The sequence below is a fragment of the uncultured Thiothrix sp. genome, from assembly GCF_937873765.1.
Lineage (GTDB): Bacteria > Pseudomonadota > Gammaproteobacteria > Thiotrichales > Thiotrichaceae > Thiolinea.
On the sequence record NZ_CALMZC010000009.1, the window covers coordinates 18,898 to 37,327 of the forward strand.

The 18,430-nt window shown below is 51.9% G+C and carries 16 protein-coding genes; 10 read left to right on the top strand and 6 right to left on the bottom strand.

Going from position 1 to position 18,430, the window contains the following annotated elements; translation table 11 throughout:
* Positions 1-7 precede the first annotated feature (7 nt).
* From Q0307_RS01555 to Q0307_RS01565, 3 genes are read left to right on the top strand one after another with little or no spacing between them, the layout of a single operon-like run.
* A complete protein-coding gene (locus Q0307_RS01555) occupies positions 8-1,942 on the top strand; it encodes a site-specific DNA-methyltransferase (RefSeq protein WP_298655457.1) in 1,935 nt (644 codons plus the stop codon).
* On the top strand, positions 1,935-4,604 hold the full coding sequence (locus Q0307_RS01560) for a DEAD/DEAH box helicase family protein (RefSeq protein ID WP_298655460.1): 2,670 nt from the start codon (positions 1,935-1,937) through the stop codon (positions 4,602-4,604). The genes Q0307_RS01555 and Q0307_RS01560 overlap by 8 nt, the downstream gene beginning before the upstream one ends.
* Before the next feature lie 38 nt (positions 4,605-4,642).
* Positions 4,643-5,119, top strand: coding sequence for a hypothetical protein (locus Q0307_RS01565; RefSeq protein WP_298655463.1), 477 nt, complete (start codon positions 4,643-4,645; stop codon positions 5,117-5,119).
* Positions 5,120-5,152: 33 nt separating this feature from the next.
* On the opposite strand, the gene Q0307_RS01570 is transcribed toward Q0307_RS01565, so the two are convergent.
* Positions 5,153-5,674 (bottom strand): hypothetical protein, encoded by a 522-nt coding sequence (locus Q0307_RS01570; protein ID WP_298655466.1) that lies wholly within the window; start codon positions 5,672-5,674, stop codon positions 5,153-5,155.
* Positions 5,675-5,999: 325 nt separating this feature from the next.
* Positions 6,000-7,631 carry a DUF262 domain-containing protein gene (locus Q0307_RS01575; RefSeq protein WP_298655469.1) on the bottom strand — a complete coding sequence of 544 codons (1,632 nt, stop codon included), beginning with the start codon at positions 7,629-7,631 and terminating at the stop codon, positions 6,000-6,002.
* A gap of 328 nt (positions 7,632-7,959) precedes the next feature.
* Between Q0307_RS01575 and Q0307_RS01580 the strand changes: the two genes are divergently transcribed.
* The 5 genes from Q0307_RS01580 to Q0307_RS01600 all read left to right on the top strand — a co-directional run bounded on the left by Q0307_RS01580 (position 7,960) and on the right by Q0307_RS01600 (position 12,368).
* A complete protein-coding gene (locus tag Q0307_RS01580) occupies positions 7,960-8,334 on the top strand; it encodes a hypothetical protein (RefSeq protein ID WP_298655472.1) in 375 nt (124 codons plus the stop codon).
* Complete coding sequence (locus tag Q0307_RS01585) at positions 8,331-9,620, top strand: replication protein (protein ID WP_298655475.1); 1,290 nt, start codon at positions 8,331-8,333, stop codon at positions 9,618-9,620. Before Q0307_RS01580 ends, Q0307_RS01585 begins: the two co-directional genes overlap by 4 nt.
* Positions 9,617-9,937 (top strand): hypothetical protein, encoded by a 321-nt coding sequence (locus tag Q0307_RS01590; RefSeq protein WP_298655478.1) that lies wholly within the window; start codon positions 9,617-9,619, stop codon positions 9,935-9,937. The genes Q0307_RS01585 and Q0307_RS01590 overlap by 4 nt, the downstream gene beginning before the upstream one ends.
* A gap of 13 nt (positions 9,938-9,950) precedes the next feature.
* Positions 9,951-11,543: a hypothetical protein gene (locus tag Q0307_RS01595; RefSeq protein WP_298655481.1), complete on the top strand. Its 1,593-nt coding sequence runs from the start codon at positions 9,951-9,953 to the stop codon at positions 11,541-11,543.
* 93 nt (positions 11,544-11,636) lie between these two features.
* On the top strand, positions 11,637-12,368 hold the full coding sequence (locus Q0307_RS01600; RefSeq protein ID WP_298655484.1) for a hypothetical protein: 732 nt from the start codon (positions 11,637-11,639) through the stop codon (positions 12,366-12,368).
* Between the two features lie 77 nt (positions 12,369-12,445).
* Here Q0307_RS01600 and Q0307_RS01605 read toward each other — a convergent pair whose 3' ends face one another.
* The 4 genes from Q0307_RS01605 to Q0307_RS01620 all read right to left on the bottom strand — a co-directional run bounded on the left by Q0307_RS01605 (position 12,446) and on the right by Q0307_RS01620 (position 16,136).
* Positions 12,446-12,889 (bottom strand): hypothetical protein, encoded by a 444-nt coding sequence (locus tag Q0307_RS01605; RefSeq protein WP_298655486.1) that lies wholly within the window; start codon positions 12,887-12,889, stop codon positions 12,446-12,448.
* A gap of 139 nt (positions 12,890-13,028) precedes the next feature.
* The gene (locus Q0307_RS01610) at positions 13,029-14,081 is read right to left on the bottom strand and encodes a Fic family protein (protein ID WP_298655489.1); all 1,053 of its coding nucleotides are present in this window, start codon (positions 14,079-14,081) and stop codon (positions 13,029-13,031) included.
* Positions 14,082-14,114: 33 nt separating this feature from the next.
* Positions 14,115-15,065 (bottom strand): hypothetical protein, encoded by a 951-nt coding sequence (locus Q0307_RS01615; protein ID WP_298655492.1) that lies wholly within the window; start codon positions 15,063-15,065, stop codon positions 14,115-14,117.
* Between the two features lie 771 nt (positions 15,066-15,836).
* Positions 15,837-16,136: a VOC family protein gene (locus Q0307_RS01620; RefSeq protein WP_298655495.1), complete on the bottom strand. Its 300-nt coding sequence runs from the start codon at positions 16,134-16,136 to the stop codon at positions 15,837-15,839.
* Positions 16,137-17,050: 914 nt separating this feature from the next.
* Here Q0307_RS01620 and Q0307_RS01625 point away from each other — a divergent pair.
* Positions 17,051-17,893 carry a zincin-like metallopeptidase domain-containing protein gene (locus tag Q0307_RS01625; protein ID WP_298655498.1) on the top strand — a complete coding sequence of 281 codons (843 nt, stop codon included), beginning with the start codon at positions 17,051-17,053 and terminating at the stop codon, positions 17,891-17,893.
* Positions 17,894-18,007: 114 nt separating this feature from the next.
* Positions 18,008-18,430, top strand: a 423-nt coding sequence (locus tag Q0307_RS01630; RefSeq protein WP_298655500.1) for an antirestriction protein, incomplete at its 3' end; no start/stop codon positions are given.

The window sequence follows — 18,430 nt, forward strand, 5'->3', positions numbered from 1 at the left end:
CATATCCATGACACACGAGAAGCAAGCCAGTCTTGAACTAAGCGATGGCGGGAAAGCTGTTGAAAGCGTTGAAAAGTACCAGTTTGAACCGATCAAGGGCTACCCGATGCTCAACTGGCGCGGCAAGCGTCCATTTACGTCTACCCAGTTCTACCCTGCCCAACTGAAAGAGATCCACGGTGAAGAGGTGGACGGCTGGCGTAACAAGATTTTCTGGGGCGATAACCTGCAAGTCATGAGCCACCTCCTGAAAGAGTACCGTGGCAAGGTGGACTTGATCTACATAGACCCACCGTTCGACTCAAAAGCGGAGTATAAAAAGACAATTAGCATCAAGAGTGGAAGCGCTTCTTCCGATTCGTCGCCGTTTGAGGAAAAGCAATACAGTGATATTTGGAGTAACGACGAATATTTGCAGTTCATTTACGAGAGGATGGTTTTGGCAAAAGAACTCCTCACTGATGGTGGGTCACTGTATTTTCACTGCGATTCACACAGAGTTCACTACATTAAATGTCTGCTGGATGAAATCTTCGGTATGGAGAATTTTATTAACGACATTATTTGGAAGAGAACTGGGTCGCACAATAGCGCAAAAAAATATGGACCGATTCATGACACGTTGCTGTTCTACTCAAAGGGTTCTAGCTTTCTTTGGAATTCAATAACCACTCCGTATGAAGAGGAATATCAGAAGCGTTTTAGTTACACGAGTCATGATGGTCGGAAATTTCAGCCGATTAGTCTGATTGCGGCAGGGCTACGTTCGGGGTCGACAGGAAAGCCATGGCGTGGAATAGATGTTTCAAAGAATGGTAATCATTGGCGTACTACGATTGAAAAGCTTGATCAGCTAGATGCTGATGGAGACATCTACTGGCCAGAAGGCGGGGGGCTTCCTCGACTGAAATCTTATCTGGATAAATCCAAAGGCAACCCAATACAAGACATTTGGATTGATATTCCCGCCATCAATTCACAAGCCCAAGAGCGAGAGGATTACCCGACTCAGAAGCCGGAGGCGCTTCTGAGTCGGGTGCTTGAGGCATCGACTGTTTCAGGTTCTCTTGTGCTTGATTTCTTCATGGGATCAGGAACAGCTCAGGTGACGGCAATGAAACTTGGTCGTCGCTTTATCGGGGCGGATATTAATCTGGGGTCTGTGCAGACCACGACTAAGCGGCTGATCAAGGCGGCGGAAGGGTTGCGCCAGCAGTCGATTGACCCAGCAGAGAAGCGTTACACGGGATTTGAGGTTTACAACGTCAACCATTACGACATCTTCCGCAACCCAGTACAGGCGAAGGATTTACTCATCGAGGCGTTAGAAATCCAGCCCTTGGCTCAAGGGGCTGTGTTCGACGGCGAGAAAGACGGTTTCATGGTGAAGATCATGCCCGTCAACCGTATCGCTACCCGCGCCGACCTCAACGAGTTGATCGCAGGCTTCAACTACAAGGCATGGGACGAGCGCCAAAATAAGAACCCTAACCAAGTAGTCGAAAAAGTCATGTTGGTGTGTATGGGGCATGAAGCCGACCTCAAGGCACAGTTGATACTTGCCGTAAGGCCCTACAAGATTGATGTAGAGGTCGTGGACATCCTGCGCGATAAGTCGAACCTGGAGTTCAAGCGCGACTCTGATGCACGGTTGGCACTCAAGTCGGGTGCGCTGGTCATCGAACGCTTCTACCCCATGAACCTCCTGCAAAAACTCTCCCTGCAAAAAGAGGCGGTCGAAGACTGGCGCGAGCTGGTTGAGAGTATCCTGATCGACTGGAACTACGACGGTTCAGTTCTACAGCCGACCGTGCTAGACATCCCCGGCAAGGATGCGTTGGTACAGGGCAGCTACCCTATTCCCGCCGATGCCAGCACTATCCGCGTGAAGATCACCGACCTGTTGTCTGAGTCGTGGGAAGGGGAAATCAGCAATGGCTAAGGCAAAAAAAGCCGCTAACGTCTCGCTAGACTTCGCTTTTTTCCAAGTTCTTTGGCAATTCTACCAAGCCAACCGTGGCACGATCCGCAGCTATCAGAAAGAACTGACCAAGAAGTTCCTTGACCACAACAACCCGGACAAAAACCCCAAGGCTTACCTGCGCCAACCGCAATTTGAAGCGTTGGAGGTGTACGTGTTCCTCAAGGAGTTTCTGGGCAACGCCAAGATCGAGGAGATTTTCCGTGACTGGTTCGAGAAGAAAGGACGTTTTGCCAGCCGTGCCGAGGGTGGCATTGTCGGTGAACGCCGCCAAGGGGATATTTTCGATGCCCTGACCCAAGACCAGTACAAAGCAGTGTTTGCGACGATGCGCAAGAATACCCGCACCTACCCCAACTACATCTTTGCCCTGACGATGGGGACAGGTAAGACCATCCTGATGGCAACCTGCATCTTTTACGAGTTCCTGTTAGGCAACAAATTCGATAAAGACACCAAGTATTGCCTCAACGCCTTGGTATTCGCCCCTGACAAGACCGTGTTACAGTCGTTGCGTGAAATCGAGTCGTTCGACAAGAGCCGCGTTATTCCCCCCGAATACGCCAACTTCATCAACGCCAACCTCAAGTTTCACTATCTGGAAGAGTCGGGTACGTCACTGGACACGATGGACAAGTCCCGCTTTAACATCATCGTCTCCAACACTCAGAAGATCATCCTCAAGCGCAAGAACAAGGAAAAAACCGCCCCAGATAAGCTATTTGGCACAACGGGCGATACCTTTAACCGTGCTGGTGTTTACGCCGATACCGCCGACCTGTACGGCTTTGACCAACCCGAAGATGAAGCAGACCTCACCACCAACCAACGCTTTGAGAAGTTACGTCGCCTGGAACAGCTTGGCATCTACGTAGACGAGGCACACCACGCTTTTGGCAAGACCCTTGCCAAGGATATGGGAGTGGGGACAAAAGAAACTGATACCAGCTTACGCACCACCATTGACATGCTCGCTGCCAGCTTGCGTCAGTCCGGTACAAAAGTTGTGGCGTGCTACAACTACACCGGCACGCCTTACGTGGGGCAAGCGGTGCTACCCGAGGTGGTGTATGCCTATGGTCTGAGCGAAGCCATCACCAAGGGTTTCCTCAAGCTGGTAAACCTTGTGAGCTACCAGAACACCCGCAACACCGAGTTTGTTGATCTTGCCGTCAGCAATTTTCTGGCGGCGACCAAGGGGTTACGCCCAGAGGGGATGCTGCCTAAGTTAGCGTTCTTCGCTGCTTCCATTGAGGAGCTGATGGGTGAACTCAGACCCGCTGTTGAAAAGGCACTGGGGAAACACGCTATCCCGGCCTCCAGCATTCTGGTCAACGTCGGCGACCCCAAGCTAACCAGCAACGACGACATCCGCGAGTTTAACCGCCTAGACACCCCCTCCTCTGACAAGCAATTCATCCTGTTGGTCAACAAAGGGCGGGAAGGCTGGAACTGTCGTTCCCTGTTTGGTGTGGCGATGTTCCGCGAACCCAAGTCAAAAGTGTTCGTCCTGCAAGCGACGATGCGTTGTTTGCGTTCCATCGGCGAAGTCCAACACACCGGGCATGTATTCCTCTCAGATGACAATCTGACTATTCTGGACAACGAGTTACAGCAAAACTTCCGCGTCAGTGCCGACGAGCTGACCAAGCCAGAAAGGAACCCTCCAGTTTATATCCGTGTGGTTGAGCCACCCGTGAAAATCAGGCTGGTGCGGGTACGCAAGCATTTCACGGTGCGCGACAAGGTATTATCGCCCGGTGTGGCACTGGGGCTTGACCGCAACGACCGCGAGGCGTGGAACTTGCTCATCGAAAAATACCGCCTGATCGAGAAGCGGCGTAGTGGTCTGACGCTGGACAATGCGGCACGCTCCAAGAGTGAGAAAACGACAGACTTGACTGGGCAACGCGAAAAGCGCGAGTTTTCCCGCCTCTCGCTGGTGGCCGAGATAGCCCGCTACCTCAACCGTAGCCCGCTGGCGATTGAGGACTTGCTGGACACCACCCACGAAGGTACGGATGAGCTGGTGGTGATGACCAACGAATTTAACGAATTGCTGTATGATGAGATTATCCCGCGACTGTTCAGGTTGTTGTACGAACTAGACGAACAAGAACAGACCGAAGAACACGAAGTTGAACTGGTCAAACTACCTGCTAATGGCTACTACGAAATGTCTGCCAACGCCGAGATGACCGTGCGTATGGGGGATGTTATTGATGAAGCAGAACGTGCCAAGAGCTTCCATCTGGATACCTATTGTTTCGACTCGACTCCAGAACGCCAACTGTTTTGGGACTTGTTACGGGAACAGCGCGTCAAAAAGTTGTACTTCACAGGGATGCTGACCCACGGTCAATCTGATTTTTTCATTCAGTACATCGACCCAGATTCAAGAGCAGTACGCAGCTACTACCCTGACTTCCTCTTTTTGCGCCAAGAACTGGATGGTTCTGAGAAATACGTGATTGTCGAAGTAAAAGGTGATCACCAAGTCGATGATGTGGTTGTGCAAGCCAAGAAAGCCTTTGCCAACGAGATAGCAGTAGCAAGTGGCATGGAATACCGTCTGATGAAGTCGAGTGATGCGGTAAAACGTAACTACAGAATACTGCTATAGAATTAAAATAAGCGGATAACAATACAATGATGCTAAACATGTCTAAGGATTTCGCAAAGTCAGCCGAGTCATTACCCAAGGAAATTCGTGCGAAATTGCCAAAAGTCTTTTTGCTGCTAATGAGTGACCCCAAACATCCTTCTTTACAGGTTAAGAAAATTCAAGGGGCAAAGAGGAAAGATATTTATGAATGCCGGGTTGATCAATCGTATCGGATGATAATTCGTGATCTCGGCGAGATGAAATATGACTTGGTTGCTATTGGGGAACATGATAAGACCTTAAGTTTAGGCATGAGTGCTGGTGCTGGAATGACCGCTGGTATTGCCACAATTGGCGGCATTTCTGGGGCGTTGGATGTGAGACCTGGGCGGATAGTAGGTTCTTTACTTTGGATTATGAAAAAAACAGGACGAATCAAAGAAAATGAAGTTTCAAGGCTTCTGTCATGGTTAGATGGTAATGATGGCGCATTAGAGTTTTCACCTGTCGATACAACTGTTTTTCTCACATGACTTTAACTCCTAAGTGGTTTGTACCGTTAAACTTTAAAGGTATACCACATCTTCCAGCTCATCCTGCGCATAAGCATCCGAATTGGTCAGGTGTCCGTCGTAGGGGCCAACTTTGTTGACGCTTAGGCCATTCTTGAACACGATTTGCAGGCCGTGTTCTTGTTCCCAGTCACAGTTGCACTCCAGTGAGACATACACGCCTTTGTCACGATAAGCGCGGCGAGTAACCACTGGTTCAGTGCCGAACTGGATGTGTTTCCACACACCTTCGGGTGTTGGGATTTCAAGGTGTCCTTCTTCTTCCGGGGCGAAGTCGGCATTGCAGTCTTGGTAATAGCGGTACAAGTGCGGTTCTGCTGCTTTCAGGACATCAGGGGAAATGGAAAGGAAATTCAGGATGGCGGTGTGGAATTCTTCTTTAGACTGATCCTCATCGTAGTCGTCAAGGACGATGCAGCATTCAAGCCCACCCAGTACGGGAATGAGAATAGGTAGGCTGTAGTACCAGCCAAACTGGTGATCTTTGGTGACTGTTCCAAGGTGTGGGATTTCCATGATTGTTCATTCTTGGTGAGTAGTTTGTCGTATGCATAGTTTTACATGTAAAACTCCCCTGCCCTCTCATCCTGGTGTAAATACCTTGGGGTTTGGGGCAACGCCCCAAGAGAGCTGGATTCAGGGGCTTCCCCTGCGGGTCGGGCTGCTCCGGGTTTCGCTTGCGCTGCATCCCCGCAAGCGGGGACAAGCCCTGCACATCCCTAAGCCAGTTTTACATGTAAAACTGGTTCATCGCCAAACCTAAATTTTAGGGTTTGACCTCCTGTCAACTCAAACTGTGATGACCAAATCGAGGATCCTAATTTTTATTGTTGGTGATACACTAGGAAGAAATTTTGTGACGCCTCCTTTTTTTGCTGATGCGTTTGGAAACTTCTTTTGCCAAAGCAGCACAGCGTTCCTCAAAGAATAGGTCGTAGTTATTATCTGTAACACCCCACTCCATTTTCACTAAGTGTGTATCCATGTGTTCATTTATAGCAGGATTGTTCTTTGAGAACTCTCTCATATACTTGGATGGAGGTTTCGCGCCAATCAGGCGTTTATTTAAGAAGTCATCAACAATAGTGATATTAGCGATGTGATTGATGTAAAAGTCATCGCTTCCTATCTTCTTGAGATAAGCTTTGGGGAAAAAATGGTGGTAGTTCTTGCTGTTGGCTTGGATCAACCAATCATTGCGAATATTGACCGCCGCTCCCGTATGAAATGACCTAGGTTGGAGTGAGGATAGAATACACAGCATTCCCTTTATGAAGCTCCTACTGGTGCTGAAAAAACCATTTTCTTGAATGTATTGGGCATTGATTCCTTCCCCAAAATCATACTCAGGACACTCGTCTTCTAGTATTTGTTCAATGCGTCGGATGTCTTGGGTAAGTTTTGATTCTACAGCACTAGAATAGCGTTCAGATAACCCCACGCGCCAAAAGAAGTCGGTCAGCAATTTATGTTGTGCAGTGTTTGCAGGTTTGCCTTTAGTCTTGTAAAAAAAATACGCAATTGGTGCTATCAGTGCATGGTAGGGTAGCAATCGCAACACAGGCACATGCAGTGATTGTCGGAAGAAGTCAATAGCAGCTTTGATCGCTTGAGTGGCATCCTGCCATATCGCAACAAACTCCATTTTATTGAGACGTAAAATATCTTGCCGTGTACAACTTCCTGTAAGTATCAAGGAAATAGTCTGTAATGCGGTAGCATTAGAAATCTCACCATACTCAATATTGTCGAGTTCAGCGCATAGAGCATCAAACTTGTCAGCTAAATCAAACTCTTGGGTATTGGTGGATGCAGGCATGTAAGTTTTTGCAACCATGACTTCAAACACACTCAAGGGCTTACCCCCCACGTTGATGCGGGTGAATATCTCTGTTGCCACTTCAATAGGTGCTTCTCTTACCTCAACGATGGAAAAGTTATGACCTAGCAAAGTGTTCTTGTACTGATCAATCTTGTCATGTAATTCTTCGTCGAAGCTAGCCAGTACCTTCAGACTTCCGTTAGTTAAATCCGTCAGTCTGATGTACGTACCATCATCTAACATCTCTATCTCGGTTGTCGCAATTTGTTCATCTTCTGTTGCTTTGAGGTTGACGTAAATTTCCGAGAAATCGTCGGTGCGTCCATCACGCTCAACCTTCACTCCCTTCAATGCGCAGAACAGACTTGTCATGCGCTGCTGTCCATCCAGCACATAGATCGTAAAGTCACCATCTGGCACGGGAGGAAGAGACATATTACCTAGGTTGCGAATAGCTCGAAGCTGTTCTTTAGTTTTCCATGTGATGAAAGTACCAATGGGATAGCCTTTCAGCAAGCTATCAATCAGCATTGCAGATTGTTCCCTACTCCATACAAAGTTGCGTTGGAAGCGAGGGATTTTCACCAATCCTTTCTCAATATCAGCAATGAGGGTTTTGTACGGTGTATTTAACGGTGCTGGCAACTGCATTTAAACTCGATTCCCCAATAAATAGAATTGTTGGTCAGATTATGCACTAATCAAATGGGTTTTACATGTAAAACTCCCCGCCCCTTGCCATCTCCCCTCCCCTCGCCTACACTCGTTGATAACAACTGAACGGGACACCTATCCCACTTCTAGGCGGACAATCCGCCGCTTTCTTGAGCGGTTTTTTTATGTCCACAATCCGGCTTTCCGGGTGTGCGTGGCATACAAGACCGCCAATGGCGGAAATAAGCGCGTCGCTTCCTAGAAGGCGATAGGTTCACCCGGTACTCTTGTTACCTAAACCTAAAACTTCTATGGAGAGCTGCGTATGTCAGAAACGCTGCCTGTTTATGCCCTGTCGTCAGGCACGGGGCAGTTGCCGCATTCCGCCTTGTTGGAATGGCCTGGCCTCACGGCTGAACAAATTGCCGTGTATGTGCAGATTGCCCGTGAACTGGGCTTTTGCCTCAATACCCTCCCCCCTACTCTTACCCCGCGTCAAACGGCTGTTGTGCTGGATGTGTCCGAAGGCACGTTGGAGCAATGGCGTTGTGTGTCTGCGGAGTTGCGCCCCAATTGCCCGGTGTTGCCGTTCCAGAAAACGGGCAGGTCGGTGCGTTATCCTGTTTGGGAAGTGGCGAAGTTTATCCGCTTGCATACCTTTGTGCGTTCCGGCCAACGGCTGGAGGGGGTGTGTGCATGAATTCATTAGTCACTATTCTGGATGCCGCCCTTGCTGCCGATCTGGGCAAACGCCAATGGGCAGTGTTTGCTGCTGTACTGCGCCAGACCTTGGGCTACCGCAAGGTATCTGATGATCTGTCATCTGGGCGGTTGTCACAGTTGACGGGGATACAGCGCAACCATATCTGGCAGGCCAAGCAGGAGCTGGTGGATAAAGGGCTGCTGGTCAGTGCGCCGGGGAAGTTTGGCGAGGTACTGGAGTTTGCAGTTTTACATGAAAAACTTTCCGGTGGTTTTTTTGCTTATCCCTCCCCTACCCCTGTTCGTGCTACAGATTCCGGCTATGCAGTGCAACAATCTGCTACAAATTCCGGGGAGGTATCTCAGGGATTTATTACGGTATCAGTATCTGCTACAGATTCCGGCGTGGGGGATGGGGGAAGCAGGGAAGTTTTACATGAAAAACTTTCATCCCCCTGCCCTGCCCTGTCCTCCGCCCGGTTGGTGGCTGTTCAGCCTGATTTGGGCGTGCCTGCGTCCCAATTTAGGCCGGAAACCGTCCCAAAACAGGACATATCACTAAGTAACCTTACACAAAGCAACCACGACAACAGTAAACCTGCCCTGCCCTCACCCCAAACCGCTGTTTTGCCCACGGCTTCATTGGGTCGTGTGGGGGTAGATGGGGTTGCGTTGTTTGGGGAAGGCGTTGATGTATCTGCTACAGATTCCGGGTTGAGCCGCCCGTCTGTTTCTTCTTGCCGTTCATCTGCTACAGATTCCGGGTGTGCCGGATTGCCTGCTTTGGCGGGGGAACTGGAGTGGCCTGCGGGTCTGGAGGCGGGAATGCGTCAGGATATGGCGGGGTTGTTGTGTGGCCTTGCGGTGCAGACAGCCCAATCCGTGCTGGATGTGCTGGCAATGGGGCTGGAGGCCGGGAAGGTACGCAAGCCCTTGGCTTACCTGCGGGTGTTAGTGCGTTCAGCCCACAACGGGGAACTGGTGACAACAGAGGCACAGGCATGGCGTGAAAGACGCTCGCGTGAACGAGCCTTGCAGGTTCCAACATCGGTGTTTGAACGTGCCGGGGAATTGGCATGGATACAGCAGCTTGCCGATTTGCAGGGGCTTCCTGTGGACGTGGTGGCTTCCCAACTAGGGGTGAAGATGCGGCTACCACACCGGACAACAGTGGAGGCAGTTGGTGCGGCAGCCGCGAGTGATATGCCAGCCCCGCAGTGGAAACGGGACAGGCACAAAGAACCCCCGTCGGGCTACGGGGGAGTACGGAGTGTAAGCGCATGACCGAGACAAGTGCAATGCCCTCCCCTGCCCTCATGGTGAATGGGGCTGTCATGGATCAGGACAGCCAACCTCCCGTCCCGGTACGTGCCGTGCTGCGTTTTGTGCTGGGGCTTTGGGATGGTTTGGTCTGGCTGCTGTTGGTGGCTTTGCCCGGTGTGTGGCAGAGCCTGAACCTTGCCGGGTTTGCCCTGCACTTCCCCTACGTGCTGATTGGTCTGGTGATTCTGGGTGGTGTGTATTACGCCATTCGTGCCTGGGCTGACGGGCATCTGTTGTGGTTCAGTGCGGTGCTGTTCCTGTTGGGTACATGGATGTAACAAGGAGTTTGTAATGATTACATTGGAAAAACTGGATACCTTACGCGGTAAGCCGGAAGAACTGAAAGACATGAAATCTGTCCGCCAATTAGTGGATGACCTGACCAAAGCCAACTGGCTGTTATGGCTGGCGGGTGTGGCAGCCTTTCTCGCTTCTGCCATGTTTGTGGTGAAGTATTTTGTCGGCGGCGACCTGACCCCATCCGTCTGGACGGGTGAGCAATGGGCTAATGCGTGGCTGGGTTTGGGCATCACCTTGGTGGTGACATTCGGGCAAGGGCTGCTGTATGCCAGTGGCTACAAGGGGCCTGCTGCACTTATTGCTACCTGCATTGTGGTGTTCTTCGGGTTGTTTTCCGAGGTATCGCAATCCATGGAACGCGAAGATGCCACCGTGCGCCACCGTTCCGAGAACTCACCTGTGTTCCAGACGGCACTGGGCAGTATCGGCAAACTGACCGACAAAGCGGCAGCACCCTCCCCTGCCCAACAAGCATTAGCAGCCGCCCAAGGGGAAGTGCATCGCTGGGAAGCCGAGCAGCAAAAGAAAGCCCAATGCCATACCTGTAGTGAATACAGCACCCGCACCATCGGCAGCAAACTGGCAGAAGCGCAAGGGAGGGTAGCCGCAGCGCGTGAACAGGTAGCGGCTTACCAGACCAGTAATGCCTCTGCCCTGTCCACTGCCATTGCCCAGGCCAAGGCGTTGGAATATGACGAGGACAAGCATTACGGCATGATCCGTTTGCTGAAACATATGTTCAGCGTGGAAGGCATCGTGGCATCTTTCTTGTTCTCGGTGGTGGTGATTGGTACGTTTGAGTACATCTTCCATTTCATTGGCACGTATGTCGGCAACCACCGCAAGGCGCTGCAATTGCTGGGGCTGAATGCCGATGGTTCCCCGTTTGAACCTGCCCCCTCGTTACCTGCCCTACCCTCATCTGCCTTGGCCTCACCTACCCTACCTGTTGCCGCCGGTATGGGTGGTACAGGGCAAACGGCAGTGTCTGGCACGGGTGCGGGTACGGCAAGTGGCGCAGGTGTATCACCCCTACCCGGCATGATCCCTGTTGACCATTTCGCACGGGATTGGTTGCGCATGGATTACTCCACCACTAACCCTACCTTCCCTATGCCCGGTTTTTCCCCGCCTGTTAACCCTCTCACCCCCGGTGCTTCCAGCCTGTCCAGCCTTACGGGTAAGGTAAAGCACCAGGGTCATGGCGGTCAGGGTAGTCAGCGTACAGGTACGCCACACCCCGGTACGGCAGGTGCAAAACAGGTAACGGGTAAGTACCTTACGGGTAAAGCCGGTGAGGGCAATGAGGTGCAGGTGGCCGAGTCTGTCTACCTGACCTTGTGCAAACTGGTCAGGGGAGGGCAGTTGCGTCCCAGCCGTCCTGGCTTGAAAAAGGCACTCCAGAAAATGCAGGTTGGCAGCAATCAGGTGGAACGGCAGGCAATGGCCGACCTGATCCTGCGGCACATGGAACAGGATGGCGTGGTGTACCGCAATCCGGCGTACACTGGCCCCAGTTGTGGGCTGGGTGAATTCCTGCCTGTATTGGAAGTCAAACAGACAGCACTGGCTTTGGCAGGTTAGGGGAGTCGGGTTGGCAGGGCAGGGGAGTTTTACATGTAAAACTCCCTTGGTCAGAACGTGAGGGTGGATGAAACAAGCAAGAGGAAAAACATCATGCGTCAATTGTTGGCAATAGGGTTGGCAGTAGCCACTTGGGTTGGAGGTTCGCTTGCATGGGCGGAATCGGCCTTACCGGAACCTGCATGGCAGGCCGGTTGGTCATGTGGACAGGCTGTCACGCCTGACCGCAAGCTGGTGCAGGGATTGCTGGATGCGGGGGAGCTGCATGGTTACGTGGTGAATGGCGTGACCCTGCCTGTCTTGGTGGGTGAGCGTATGGAAGGGATGGGGACGGTGGTTTTCATCCAGCGGGCAGGGCAGTGGCAACTTTACCCGGTGGCTGAAGGCCATCGGGTGGAAGGGGCATACAGTACCCCGGCCTATGACCGTTTCATGCTGTTCAGCATGTGGGGGATTGAAGGCCCAGGTTCGGAATATACGGTACTGCGCGGAAAAGGGCAGTTTGCCGGTGTGGACTGTACCTCAGTGACATTCCCGGCAGACTTGAACCAGCCCGCATGGGTCAATGAATACCTGGTGCTGGAAGACTTCAATATCGGCAAAGATGGCAGTGGTGCGCTCATCGGTTCTGTTTACCGTGAGCGTGACGGCAACGAGACCAAAGACTGGTATCGCTACACGACCAACGACTGGGGTAAAACGTGGGGTAGGGCAGTGCAGGTTGATGACACCAGCAAGGCATTGACCGGTGTGTTCCAGCCTGCCATCGAGGTCAAACCATCGCGTGAGTTACTGGACAGTTTGCTGGGGAGCTTGCCGAAGTAGGAAAGTTTTACATGTAAAACTTTCCTGTGGAGGTGGTTGTTTGGGATGGGGGTAGGGGTATCTTTGGAGTAGGGGAGTCAAGGACACCAGGCTTCCGCCAACCTGTCCCAGTCTATGGCCTTGATGCGCTCCAATACCGCTTCATCAATCGGTAGGGCAAACGTTTCCTGAAACCAGACCGCCGCCAGAATGGAGGCAAACGCAATGTCTTCATCGCCTTCCCGCATTACACCATTCGAGCGGAACAGGGCAGTGCAGGCAATGTAGGGGATGCGTTCCACAGGTTTACCCCGATGGCTTGTACGTTTCCTGCCATCCGCATCCAACACATCCAGTACAGGAGGTGTGACGACAAACGCATAATGGGTGTGCATTTCCTGTTGGGCTGTTTGGCGGAACTGGCTGATCAGATCCTGGTTGTATTCCCGGTTAGGGACACCCAGCAGCAACCCGGCATAGGTATGGCTCTGGTTCAAATCCCGGAGATAAACCTCACGACCTGAATGTAGGGTAATGAGCATGGTATCCGTTTCTCTGGTTGGATATTTGAGAATAGTGCCTTGCGATGGGGAAAAGAAGCAGGGACTAGTCACTCGCTATCGGTGGTGGCAGGCATCTACCTGCACATGGGGGAGTTTTACATGTAAAACTCCTCTGTTGTCATGGCAACGGCAGGGAATACCATGTGCCTTTGCCAACCCCATTCTGTTGTAGCAGCCCGCTGCGCACCAACTCTTCCAGCCTTTTCCTGATGGTGGGGCGATTGGCCTGGGTGGCAAGCAAGATTTCCCCGGTGGTGATCCTGCCGTTTTCCCGTGCCAGTTCCAGAATGTCCGCCGACAATTGGGGCAGTGCTTGCAGGAAATGACGTTCCCGTTCCACTTTCTTCAGCAGGTTGTCTTTCTGCTTCTTCATGGAGCGCAGGAAAAACAGTAACCAATGTCCCCATTCCGGGGTGTCACTTTTCAGGGTGGACTGGGTGCGACGCAGTGCCAGGTAATAGCTTTCCTTGTTGGCTTCCACCACGCTTTCCAAAGAACTGTAAGGGACATACACATAACCCACTTTTAGTAGGAGCAGGGTAGTGAGGATGCGCGATAGCCTACCGTTACCATCCTGAAAAGGGTGGATCGCTAGAAAGCGCACGACAAACACTGCCACGATCACCAAGGGATGCAGGAGGCGGTCAAGCAAGGCTTGGTTCGTCCATTCCAGCAGTTCTTGCATTTGTAGCGGGGTTTCAAACGGGCTGGCAGTCTCAAAGATGATGCCTATTTCCTTGCCGTCCGCACCAAAAGCCGCCACGCTGTTGGAAAGACTTTTGTAAGCCCCCCTGTGGCGTTCGTCCTTGTCGCTGTATTTCAGCAACAGGCTATGCAGTTGCTTGATGTGGTTCTCGGTCAGGGGAATGCTGGTATACGACTCAAACAGCAGTTGCATGACCTCGGCATAACCTGCCACTTCCTGTTCATCGCGGGTGCTGAACTGGCGTTGCTGCAAGTTTTGCAGCAGGTGTTCCACTTCTCGGTCGGTCAGTTTCACGCCTTCAATACGGGTGGAGGAGGCAACACTTTCCACCGTTGCCACATGGCGTAATGCTGCCAAGCGTTCCGGGGCAAGGTTCTGGTAGACACGCCAGCCGCCTTTGAACTCGTCGATTTCCGCAATGAGGTTGAGGGTTTCAGAGGTAATGTCGGGTCTGACGGGGTGCATGATGGGTGTCCATATTCATAAATTTATCCGTATTTATTCATATATTGGACTAGATAAGCAAGTATCGCGGTTTCCATCGGGCAAGTTTACGGATATGCACCAGGTTTCTGAATAAGAATCTTTGTAAGGTTCAGTCGCCAGCAGTTTGCGGGAGCCACCGCGCTGTACCAAGGCTTTCCAGCCCTCAATGGTGGGGTGCTGGTGTCCTAGCCGCTCTTGCAGGATATAACCGGCCCTTACCTTGTCGATGACTTTACCTTCCTTGTCGATGGTCTTGAGGATGACGGGGAGATAATGTCCGGCATATTCGGTGAACACTTCCAGCACATGGCTGAAACCACCGCAATAGTCGGGTTCCTGAAGCATATCCAGGAAGGTGCGCCCGATGGGCGCAACCCGTATGCCACCACTACCGTGTTGTTCCGGGTAAGGGTGGTAGTCCTTGCGGGTATGTTCCTGTATGGTTTTCGCCTGAATCTCCCCGCCGGGTTTATGGTGCTTGCATGGAATGTCCGCTAGGGTAGGGAAGGGCTGGAAATCCTGTTTGGCCTTTTCTTCTGCCAGCCGCCTGAATTCACTGGCAGTGCAGGTGGTCACATGGACAGTGTGGGGGATGCGGTCAGTCAGGTGATGCCATTCCATAGCACTCAGGTGTGACAGGTAGCAAAACGGGTTCAGTGTGCAAATGACCTGTTGCGCTGTCGGTGCTGTCAGGCCAGCAACAGCAAACACTGGCAGGTTAGCGAACTGGGTCAGTATGCCTTTGTTGACCAGACTATCCAGATTGCGCTCAATGACGGTTTGCTGGGGCAGGTCGGATGTTAGCTTGCCAATAGGTAAACCGGCATAGGTTTTGGTGTGGTAGAGTTTTACCATGTACCCTACCAGTTCATAGCGGCTTATCACGGGTTTGGGATGTTCCGTGAGTATCAGCCGTTGCAGGGCTGTAGAAAAGGAGATACTGGCTTTCACATCACTTCGCATAATAAGATATATGTCCTAAGGACATATATCTTATTATGCTTCATAAGTCAAGTATGAATATTCTTGATATTGGCTTCATATACATGAAATAGAAGGAGTTTAGCCGATATTCTGCATACTGTCTGTAGGTGTGTCAGGGTGATGGCTGGATAGAAGTTTTACATGTAAAACTGTGCTGTTGGCAGGACAAGGCGGGAACAGGGGAGTTGTCCGTATTTATTCATTGGCTGTAACTGTCTGGATAAATGGTAGGGACGGTTTTACATGTAAAACTGCGATTGCTTTTATAATGGCTTTCCCGGCCTGTCAGGCAAGGTATCCAGGTCGTTTCCGGCAAGTATTCTGACCAGGACAGGATGGTGTTGTCCGTGTTACCCATAGGGTGGCATCGTTTCGTGGCTGGCAGGGCGGGGATTTGTTGGGGCAGTCAGTAAGACGGACATTGGGGTTACGCCTTGGGGGCAAGGGTGCGAAGGCTGCGGTGAACAGGAATGGAAAAACTGTTGCGGGGCAGGGAACTTGGTCTGTAAAAAAATGTCGTTCAGTTTTCGTTAAGTTTTCTGTTCACTTTGGATTTGGCTTGTGCCAGAATGCGCCCAGCCCTTTAGAAAAGACCCATCTTGTAGACATGGAAGTCTCACGATAACAATAAGGAAAGCACGGCGACTGGTTCACCCCTGACCAGTCGCCTTTATTTTTTTGGTGTCTTGTCTGTCTTGTTCCAGCTTTCTTCCCTTGCCCTTGCCTTGACCCGCTGCCTTGCCGGGGATTTCATTCATCCATAGACAATGCGACAAACCTGCCATCGGGATCCCGGCAACCTTGGAATGGATCTTGGGTGTGGGTATTGAACTGTGCCAGCAGGGTAGGTGGGACGCTAAAGCCTAGCCTGACATTATCCGGTTCACCGTTGGTGGGGTACAACTCCAGCAACAGCCCGCCGAGGTAGGTGGAATAGTGGACTGGGCCGCTACCGTGTTGTTCCCGTGTGAACGTCAACCCAAGTTGGGTGTAAAAGGTTCTGGTGGCCTCAATGTCGCGGCAACGCAGTACCAGCAGGTTCAGGTGCATTCTTGTTCCTCTTGTCTGGGTTGGTCTCGCCTGACATGTTACCTGACAGGGCACTGGATGCAGATGTTGCCGATACTATTTGGATAGCATCTCAAACAATGCCCCTGTGGACGTATACAGCCGGTATGCACCCGGTGTGTTTGCCCTTGGCTTTCACCTACCCCTGGTTGGGAGAACAGGTTTGCTGTCACAAAATGATGGCTTGTCTTGCTGGCTGATAGTTTGCCTGTTGCTGGCATCCTCCTGTTTGTGGGGATTGCTATCCTTGTGCTGGGTTATGCTTAGGACGGGGCTGCCTGCTTTAACCGATCACTATCCTGATATGGGGGACTTTGCTGTTAACAAGGGTATGTGGCTGGGGAGATAGTTGCGGGACAAAATCCTTATTGCTACAAATTCCGGGTAGGGTGGCTCTTTGCAGACCGGGCTTTCTGCTGCAACGGCTTGCGCCATTTCCACGCCAATCCCTGCCACCTCCGTGCCGTCTTACGCCGCCACTGCGCGTTCCACTTGCCGTTAGCCTGTTGCCCGTTTCTGGCTTAGCTGCTGGCGTGCCTTGCAACAGGCTAATCGGGCAGTTCAGCAGTCTTATGTCCCCTATCTGCCCCACCCGTTAACGTTCGCGTCATCCGGTATCCTGCTCCAACAAAAGCCATTGCTGCAAGGACTACTCGTTCCTGCGTTCCTCCTTGCACCCCTGTCTTGTGCTGAAGCGGTCGGCTACCGACGCGAGACGACGGGATGGGACAAATAAGTACGGGACACAATCCCCGCTTTCCCTGACCTGCCCGATGCAAAGACAACACAGCACTGCTGACCCATCAACGCTCAACAACAGGATGGGGTTGGAAGAGCAGAGCAGGGAAGTCCGCTATCGCGTGTTTAGCCATACACCGATACACAAGGAGATCATTATGAAACGGGACATCTATCAGGAAATCACCACCGCCATCCTCGAAGCATTGCAGGCAGGGGTACGTCCCTGGAAACAGTGTTACACCACCAGCTTGCCATTACGCACCACTGGCGACCATTACAAGGGCATCAACTGCCTGCGGCTGATGCTGGAGGCAGAACGCAAGGGCTATTCATCCCCGCACTGGATGACGTTCCAACAAGCCACAGAACGCGGCGGTTACGTGCGTAAGGGTGAAAAGAGTACGCTGGTCTGTTTCTTCAAGACCTTTGAGAAAGACGACCCGGACAGCGAAGAGGGAACCGTCAAGATTCCGGTGGCACGCGCTTACCACGTCTTCAACCTTGAACAACTGGAAGGGGTAGGGCAGGACACGCTGGGTGAAAAGCCGACCATCATCACCGAAACCAGCCGTTTCTTTGCAGCACTGCCCGGCAAAGTGGTCGAAACCACCCAAACACCGGCCTACAGCCCAACAAAAGACCAGATCCGTATGCCTGGCATCGAGCGGTTCAGCAGTGCGGAAGCCTACTATGCCACGCTGGGGCATGAATACATCCACTGGACAGGGCATGAGTCACGCCTGCAACGCGATGCCGAGCGTTCCCGTGCCGGGTATGCCTTTGAGGAGCTGGTGGCCGAGCTGGGAGCTGCGTTCCTGCTGCCACAGATTGGGCTTCAGCCCCTGATTGACGATGAACACGCGCCTTACATTGCCCATTATGTAAAAATGCTGGAAGACGACCACAAAGCCATTTTCCGGGCATCAACGCTGGCACAGCGTGCTACTGATTACCTCATCGGGCTGGCCTCACCTGTCCTGACAAGGGAAAGCGCCTGAAGGTAATACCAAACCTGCCACAACAGCGTAGAGGGTTGTGGCAGGCCAAAAGGAACACACACAACCACCGACCCAAGTGCTGGGACACACGGCAAGCAGAAACAGGACAAAACCATGACGGATGAAACAGTAAAAGAACCTATCAATGCCCACAAAGTCGCTGAAACTGAACGTATGAAGGTGATGCCTGCCTTGTTCGGGATGCGCTTCGCCCAAGTAGAACAAACGGTCTACCAATTGATGGACAGGCTATGCAGCACCTATCAGGGAGGACAATGGGAGTTATACACCCTGTCAAACAGCAGCTTTTACATGGCTCCACGCAGGGCGGATAAACTGCTTATCCAATGGGATGGAAACGGTTTTACAGGGGAAATGAGCGCGGATGCTGCCGGTATTGTCGCCTGCCTGTTTACCTACTCAGCCCTGTCTTTCCAAGGGTGCGAAACCTGTGGCGACATGTACCATCTGCTGCTGGATTATGGGTGTTTTTGCCCAAAAGCACGAATCGGACTATTCCAGTTCCCCGACCTCCGT

Excerpts from the sequence above, each read along its gene's own strand:
- Q0307_RS01555 (WP_298655457.1), top strand. The coding sequence starts at position 8 with ATGACACACGAGAAGCAAGCCAGTCTTGAACTAAGCGATGGCGGGAAA.
- Q0307_RS01560 (WP_298655460.1), top strand. The coding sequence starts at position 1,935 with ATGGCTAAGGCAAAAAAAGCCGCTAACGTCTCGCTAGACTTCGCTTTT.
- Q0307_RS01565 (WP_298655463.1), top strand. The coding sequence starts at position 4,643 with ATGTCTAAGGATTTCGCAAAGTCAGCCGAGTCATTACCCAAGGAAATT.
- Q0307_RS01570 (WP_298655466.1), bottom strand. The coding sequence starts at position 5,674 with ATGGAAATCCCACACCTTGGAACAGTCACCAAAGATCACCAGTTTGGC.
- Q0307_RS01575 (WP_298655469.1), bottom strand. The coding sequence starts at position 7,631 with ATGCAGTTGCCAGCACCGTTAAATACACCGTACAAAACCCTCATTGCT.
- Q0307_RS01580 (WP_298655472.1), top strand. The coding sequence starts at position 7,960 with ATGTCAGAAACGCTGCCTGTTTATGCCCTGTCGTCAGGCACGGGGCAG.
- Q0307_RS01585 (WP_298655475.1), top strand. The coding sequence starts at position 8,331 with ATGAATTCATTAGTCACTATTCTGGATGCCGCCCTTGCTGCCGATCTG.
- Q0307_RS01590 (WP_298655478.1), top strand. The coding sequence starts at position 9,617 with ATGACCGAGACAAGTGCAATGCCCTCCCCTGCCCTCATGGTGAATGGG.
- Q0307_RS01595 (WP_298655481.1), top strand. The coding sequence starts at position 9,951 with ATGATTACATTGGAAAAACTGGATACCTTACGCGGTAAGCCGGAAGAA.
- Q0307_RS01600 (WP_298655484.1), top strand. The coding sequence starts at position 11,637 with ATGCGTCAATTGTTGGCAATAGGGTTGGCAGTAGCCACTTGGGTTGGA.
- Q0307_RS01605 (WP_298655486.1), bottom strand. The coding sequence starts at position 12,889 with ATGCTCATTACCCTACATTCAGGTCGTGAGGTTTATCTCCGGGATTTG.
- Q0307_RS01610 (WP_298655489.1), bottom strand. The coding sequence starts at position 14,081 with ATGCACCCCGTCAGACCCGACATTACCTCTGAAACCCTCAACCTCATT.
- Q0307_RS01615 (WP_298655492.1), bottom strand. The coding sequence starts at position 15,065 with ATGCGAAGTGATGTGAAAGCCAGTATCTCCTTTTCTACAGCCCTGCAA.
- Q0307_RS01620 (WP_298655495.1), bottom strand. The coding sequence starts at position 16,136 with ATGCACCTGAACCTGCTGGTACTGCGTTGCCGCGACATTGAGGCCACC.
- Q0307_RS01625 (WP_298655498.1), top strand. The coding sequence starts at position 17,051 with ATGAAACGGGACATCTATCAGGAAATCACCACCGCCATCCTCGAAGCA.